We start from the raw sequence: 6,770 nt of genomic DNA, 5'->3' as shown, positions 1-6,770 counted from the left end.
AATCGTTAGGTTTTTTCGGCATGAAAAAATTAGTTTTAGAAGGGAGGGGTACCCCTCCCTTCTAAAACTAATTCATTAAAATAAAAGAAATAACTTAAATATACTTGACTAATCGTAAGAACAGGAGCTGTAACATTAAATAGACCAGCGGTAGGTCAATCAGATGTGGAAGTAACATTAACCGCAACAGTAAATGACGTAGTAACAGCTACGAAACAATTTATAGTAACGGTAAAAGCTCAAACTGAAACAGCAGCTCAAAAAGCAGAAAGATTAGCAACAGCGTTAACAGACGAAGCATTAGGATTACAAAATGGTGAGCCAAAATCAGCTATTGAGACAACTCCACAATTAGCAACAACAGCTGGAGAAGACTCAACAATCGTTTGGACATCAAACAATGCGGCGATCACTATTGATAGTGAAACAGGAGCTGTAACATTAAATAGACCAGCGGTAGGTCAATCAGATGTGGAAGTAACATTAACCGCAACAGTAAATGGCGTAGTAACAGCTACGAAACAATTTACAGTAAAGGTAAAAGCTCGAACTGAAACAGCAGCTCAAAAAGCAGAAAGATTGGTAACAGCGTTAACAGACGAAGCATTAGGATTACAAAATGGTGAGCCAAAGACAGCTATTGAGACAACTCCACAATTAGCAACAACAGCTGGAGAAGCTTCAACAATCGTTTGGACATCAAACAATGCGGCGATCACTATTGATAGTGAAACAGGAGCTGTAACATTAAATAGACCAGCGGTAGGTCAATCAGATGTGGAAGTAACATTAACCGCAACAGTAAATGGCGTAGTAACAGCTACGAAACAATTTACAGTAAAGGTAAAAGCGTTGTCTTCTTATACAGATAAAACAAACCAGATAACATTCTCAAAAGTTACTTTAGATTCCCAAACTCAAACTCTTCTAATTAGTGGTATTACTAATTATGAAACTGGTTCAACTTTTGATTTCAGTAAATTAATTTATAGTAATGGAGTAACTGATGAATATCAATTAAAAGGAATTTATAAATTAGAATTAACATTAGAAGATGTAAATGAAGCAGGGGAATATTTCTTTGGATATGATACATTAACAATCAAATTAACTGATGATGACTTTATTGAAATTATAAATCTGGACTTTTATAATACAGATATTATAAAAGCACTCTTAGGTTGGAATGTTAATCTATCTAATAACCCAGCAGCTGAGGTTAATGTTAATGTGGATATCATAAATTAGTCAATATTTATCGAAAATGTCCTAATTGCCTATCATATGGATTAGTAGCAAAATTATTAATCGATTAGCTTACTTTATGTTAGTAAGCTAATCATCTTAAACACAGTTCCATTTGACTGAGTATATTAGAAGTCCACTTGTTTATTTTTTCTTAAATAATTAAACGGTTTATTATTTCTGATTTTAAATGTAATATTTTCTATCAACTTGTGCCTCATGATAACTTTACTAATTCTTTCACCAAAGTGGTAATATGAATATAATGAGAGTATTTTCTAAAGGAAATGAGTGAATTATTGAAAATTATATAGTCTAAAGTGTTCTTACTTACCTTACTGAATGCAATAATAAATAATCTTTACGACATAGGTATATCAAAATAAAAAAGAACAGTCAAATCGACTGTTCTCCCAATAAACTTAATACTGTTCCACCACATTAAAATTCCGATCATTATACGCAAAGAACACGTAATCTGGGTCAAGCTCTGCAATCATATTAACCGGGTCGCCTTTAGAATAGCGAAGATCCAGGATAGTTGTTTGTTTGAAATGGCTTGCCACATGAAATTGAATGGCGTTCATGTATGAATCTTTCACAATGACGATATGCTTGTCTGAGTCATAATCTTCATTTAAAAATGACAACATTGCATAGTCTAATGAATATCCCGTAGCATATGAAACGAACTCATTTTTGTCCATATTCTTCGCTCCAGCATATATATCATTAAACGTATACTCTTTTCCTTCGCCAACTTTCCCCATATACACTGAGAATTGATTTTCAAAAGATTCAGGGTAGTTGTAACAAATTTGATCATCGTTTGCGACAGTCAAATACAACACTTTGTTCCATGAACCGCTAAAGTCATTTGGTAAGCAGCTCATGTTCTTTTCTTCAAATGGAATTGGTTCAATTTTTTCCCCAATTCGTTCATTAATCGTTTTCATCAATGCTAAATATCCTTGATATGCACCAAACATATTCCAGTGATGGTCCGTTTTAAAGTACATATCGTGAACGTCTACAGCTTTCGGAATAGCATCCATTATTTTTGTATTATCAATGCCATTTGCTGTTAACTTTTCGTGAAGGCGAGCATTGTTTTTGATTCCCATATCTTCAGGTACAAAGGATGGGCTTGGTTTACGAATGTACGTTGCTTTTGCTGGGAACGTGAAAAATGCCATTGGAATGTCATGCGCGGACAACCCTTCTTGGATATTTTTAAAATTCTCAACAAACGCATCTAGTTCTTCTTCTGGAACAAGGTCAGCTGCCTTTGAGACAATCCAGCCTGTTCGAGCATCTACATAGTATTGATCTTTAATAACGGTTTTTCCAGTGGCACTTTGGAATTTTACAAAGCTTTTCATCCAATCGTCGCGGAAGGCAAATTGGTCGGAAATATAGGATTCCACTTCTTTCGTTAACTTTCCTGAAATAATATCCTGAACATTTGTTGAAAAATTCGCTGTTTGAAGCTCACGATTTTCCATTTCTGAAACTTCTCGATCCTCTGTCGTAAAAAAGAGGGTTAAGCCTATTACGAGCACCGCCAAAAAAGCGGTGGGTAATAGGAGATTTAATATTTTCATATGTCTCACCTAGAATCTAAAGTAAATAAATGGATTATGTGTTGCATTTACTAAAAACATCGTAATGAATAAAATTAACCCAACATAGATGACAGTTTGCACAATACGTAATGGAATGGCGAATCCAATTGAATGTTCTGCTTTTGTTTCAGACCATTTTTGATACATGATGTAAACAGGAATTGCAAGGATAATCGCTGCTACAAAATAAATTGCGTAGTCCATTAAATAAACGATTGTGTTGTAATCATAGGCTACGTTGTCTGTCATAAAGAACATGGTTTTAATATAATCCCATGAATAAGCAAAATTATCGGCTCTAAAGAATACCCAACCAATCATGACTAGAATTAAGACATATACATGGCGGAAGAAGCGTGGTATTTTTTCTAGCCATTTCAAAATAAATTTCTTTTCAAGACAAATGATGATTCCGTAATAGAAGCCCCATGCCATGAAGGTCCAGCTCGCACCATGCCAAAAACCTGTTAATGTCCATACGATTAATAGGTTACGATACACTTTCCACTGATGGCTTACACGGCTACCGCCAAGTGGGAAATAGACGTAATCTCTAAACCATGAACTTAATGAAATATGCCATCTGCGCCAGAATTCCGTAATGGATTGGCTAATATATGGATAATTAAAGTTCTCTTCAAAGCGGAAACCGAAAATTCGCGCTAACCCGATTGCCATATCACTATAACCTGAGAAGTCAAAGTAGATTTGCAGTGAGTAAGCGATGATTCCAATCCAAGCTGTTCCTGTTGTTAAGTCTCCAGCTGAGAGGGCGAAAATTTGGTCAGCCACTTCACCCATTGGATTGGCGATTAATACTTTCTTCCCTAAACCTTGAATAAAACGTCTTGTCCCAATCATTAAGTCTGAACTTGATGTAAAGCGAGATTTGATTTGTTCATCAATCGTTTGGTAACGAACAATCGGACCTGCCACAAGTTGTGGAAACAAGGTAATAAATAAGGATAAATCAATTAAACTACGATTTGCTTTTACATCTCTTCGATACACATCAATAATGTAACTGATTGCTTGGAATGTATAGAAGGAAATCCCGATTGGTAGTGGAACCGCTTCCCATTCAACTTGCTGACCAGTAATGTCTGAATAGATATCGATAAAGAACCCTGCATATTTGTAATAACCTAAAATTGCTAAGTTAATGAGGATTGTAGCCACAAGCAAAGTGAGTCGTTTTGATTTTCCATCTGCTTTATCAATGAAAATCCCCATAATGTAGTTCACAACAATGGAGAGTAACATTAATACGACATACTTTGGTTCACCCCAAGCGTAGAAAAACAAACTGGCGATTAATAGCAGCGTGTTTCGAAACCACTTCGGTGAAATAAAATATAATACGATCACTAACGGTAAAAATACGTATAAAAATATCAGACTACTAAAAACCATGAAGATTACTCCACTTTCTGCAAAATTTAATTCAATGTAAGAAGTATACACTAGTAGCGGGGGGGAGAACAACTAGTGTACAAATAATGTACCCGGTACACAAACAATTCTGAAAATTAACTACAATTTAATAAAAGATAGTGAGGATGATATAATAGGGGGAATATCAGGTAAGAGTAGAGGTGTTCGTGGAATGATATTTCAATTTAAGATTACGTTAAAAGACTCAAAACCCCCAATTTGGAGGAGATTTGAGGTTAAGGATACAATGACGTTTTATGATTTGCATAAAATCATTCAAATAGGATTTGATTGGATGGATTCTCATCTTCATGGTTTTGATGTGAGGAAGTCAAATGGCTATCAAATTCACCTTGGAAATAGAATAGGTCCTATTTTAGACGATGATTTTGGTTTTTCAAGATGTGATTATGATGAAGAAGTTGTGCAACTAAAGGATATATTTAAAAAGGAAAAAGATCGTGTTCTTTATACATACGATTATGGTGATGATTGGGAGCATGAAATTTTATTAGAAAAAATATTGCCTACTGATAAAAAAGCTTTCTATCCACGTTGTACAAAGGTAATGCGAGATACACCAATGGAAGATAGCCGTTTTTTATATTTCGAAACAGGTATTGTCACGGAGGCAGTAAACGGCAAGTTGTTTATGGAAGAATATAATGAAATTCTTAAAGAAGCATTCACCAAAGATGAATCTGAGAATAGTAAAATTGAATGGTCCAAGCTGCTGTATAATGTAGACCGATATAAAGACTTACAACCTTGGAAGTGGATGAGCGATGATCAAATTTTTATCATACAAGATCCTGAGACAGAAGAATTTATATATTGCAGCATCTTAGGGAAGTCAGGTATTGAGTATGGTCTAGCTGCTTTTATTGGGGATGAGGGACACACGTTTCTTCAAGGCCTTAGTAAAAAGGAAAACGCAAATCCCCATTTCTATATGAAACAAAGAAGCTTACATTTAAGCTTTTCAAATCGAGACGAGTTAGAAACAGAAGATTACAAATTACTAAAAGCTTTTGGCCGTTCTTACTTTGGGAAAAAGCAATGGCCACAAATGCGTAGTTTTAAGCCTGGATATTATCCATGGTTTTTAAATGAGGAAGAAGTAAGACTATTTTCGATTGTTTTAGATCAAACTGTTAAAGTATGCGAAATGGCAAAGAAAAATCCAGATTTAATTGGTTTTAATGATGGTACTCACTATTTTGTAAGAGCTTATAATAAAAAGAAGAAAAAGTGGGAAAGTGGAGAAATTACATTATATCCAAATGAAAATTATCAAAAAAATCTTCCTTTATATATAAACGACATTGAATTAATGAAATTAAAGAAAATACAAAAAAGATTAAATACTTCTGTGGAATTCGATTGTCGCTACTTTGCAACACCTATTCAAGACTTTCCAGATGAACAACCTTATTTTCCAAAATTGTTACTTGCAGTGGATAAAAAACGAGGCTTGGTACTTTTTAATGAATTTATGGAAATACAAAATGAAGTAGAAGCTGTCCAAAAAGGGTTTGTTCAGTTTATCATCGAAATGGAGAGCATCCCTCGGGAAGTATTCGTCAACGAAGAAACTGCACACTCGATAATACAAATTGCAAAGAGTCTAAACATCAAATTAATCGTCGTTAACTCGCTACCAGTTACTGAAGAGGTATATAAAGAAATAGATGAAATGATGAGAAAGGGCAAGTTTTAGGAGAGAATTTTGTAAAAAGAATAATATTAAACATGTTGAGTAATTTGGAAGGGGATGTCCGCAATAAAACATCCCCTACATTATTATTCGTTCAACTGTTTCCGAATTTTCTCCATCAACCGTTGTCGGCGTTTTTTTAATGTTGAAATGGCAATACCGTGTTTTTCCGCCAAAGCTTCATAGGAATAGCCAAAGAAGTAAAGATTCAATAGTAGTGCTAATTCATCATCTGTTAAAAGTTCTTCTATCTCTTCAAACAATACCACCTCTTGTACTGTATTATTTTTCATTTGATAATGATGCGCGGCATTCGTAAGGTCATCCCTCTCCCATGCAATTTGAACATCGCTATATCTGTTTTCTTTTGTCATTTCCTTTAATAGCGTTGTTTTAATTGTTGTGTACGCGTAATTTGAGAATTTTCCCTTCGCTTCGTCAAAATTCAGCCACGCCTGCCAAAGTGCAATTCTCGCTGTTTGCCTAAAAGAATCATAATTTTTATAAATATTAAGTTTACGAATAATAGAAGAAATCATTGGTTCATATTGTTCTAGAATCTCTTCGAACGTCTCCATGACAAGTCTCCTGCGACATGTGCACATATCAATTATTCCTAGGTGGCTCCATTACAAATGCTAATTTAAATATGTACATTCCCGCTTGAATAACAATGTACAAAAATGCTCGGGGTATACATACTGATCTAGAGGTGATTGGAAATGTATATTCAATTAAACGTAGAGACA

5 protein-coding genes are annotated in these 6,770 nt (G+C 34.6%); 2 read left to right on the top strand and 3 right to left on the bottom strand.

All coding sequences use genetic code 11. The features are described 5' to 3' along the window. Positions 1-111: 111 nt before the first annotated feature. The gene (locus D8M03_RS16855) at positions 112-1,248 is read left to right on the top strand and encodes an immunoglobulin-like domain-containing protein (protein ID WP_342768821.1); all 1,137 of its coding nucleotides are present in this window, start codon (positions 112-114) and stop codon (positions 1,246-1,248) included. A 419-nt stretch (positions 1,249-1,667) separates the two neighbouring features. On the opposite strand, the gene D8M03_RS16850 is transcribed toward D8M03_RS16855, so the two are convergent. Beyond that, entirely contained in the window at positions 1,668-2,750 is a 1,083-nt protein-coding gene (locus tag D8M03_RS16850) for a DHHW family protein (protein WP_170148491.1), read from the bottom strand. Between the two features lie 108 nt (positions 2,751-2,858). Then, positions 2,859-4,283 carry an MBOAT family O-acyltransferase gene (locus D8M03_RS16845; RefSeq protein WP_121215960.1) on the bottom strand — a complete coding sequence of 475 codons (1,425 nt, stop codon included), beginning with the start codon at positions 4,281-4,283 and terminating at the stop codon, positions 2,859-2,861. Between the two features lie 193 nt (positions 4,284-4,476). Here D8M03_RS16845 and D8M03_RS16840 point away from each other — a divergent pair, with 193 nt between their 5' ends. After that, positions 4,477-6,024, top strand: a complete 1,548-nt coding sequence (locus D8M03_RS16840; RefSeq protein ID WP_121215959.1) for a plasmid pRiA4b ORF-3 family protein — start codon at positions 4,477-4,479, stop codon at positions 6,022-6,024. An 83-nt stretch (positions 6,025-6,107) separates the two neighbouring features. Here the strand turns inward: D8M03_RS16840 and D8M03_RS16835 are convergent, their stop codons facing one another. Continuing rightward, positions 6,108-6,599, bottom strand: a complete 492-nt coding sequence (locus tag D8M03_RS16835; protein WP_170148490.1) for a sigma-70 family RNA polymerase sigma factor — start codon at positions 6,597-6,599, stop codon at positions 6,108-6,110. Between the last annotated feature and the right edge of the window lie 171 nt (positions 6,600-6,770).

This window comes from Ureibacillus endophyticus, from assembly GCF_003628435.1.
In the GTDB taxonomy this organism is placed as follows: domain Bacteria; phylum Bacillota; class Bacilli; order Bacillales_A; family Planococcaceae; genus Ureibacillus; species Ureibacillus endophyticus.
The sequence above is the reverse complement of the archived record's forward strand: the minus strand, read 5'-3'. Positions and strand labels throughout refer to the sequence as shown.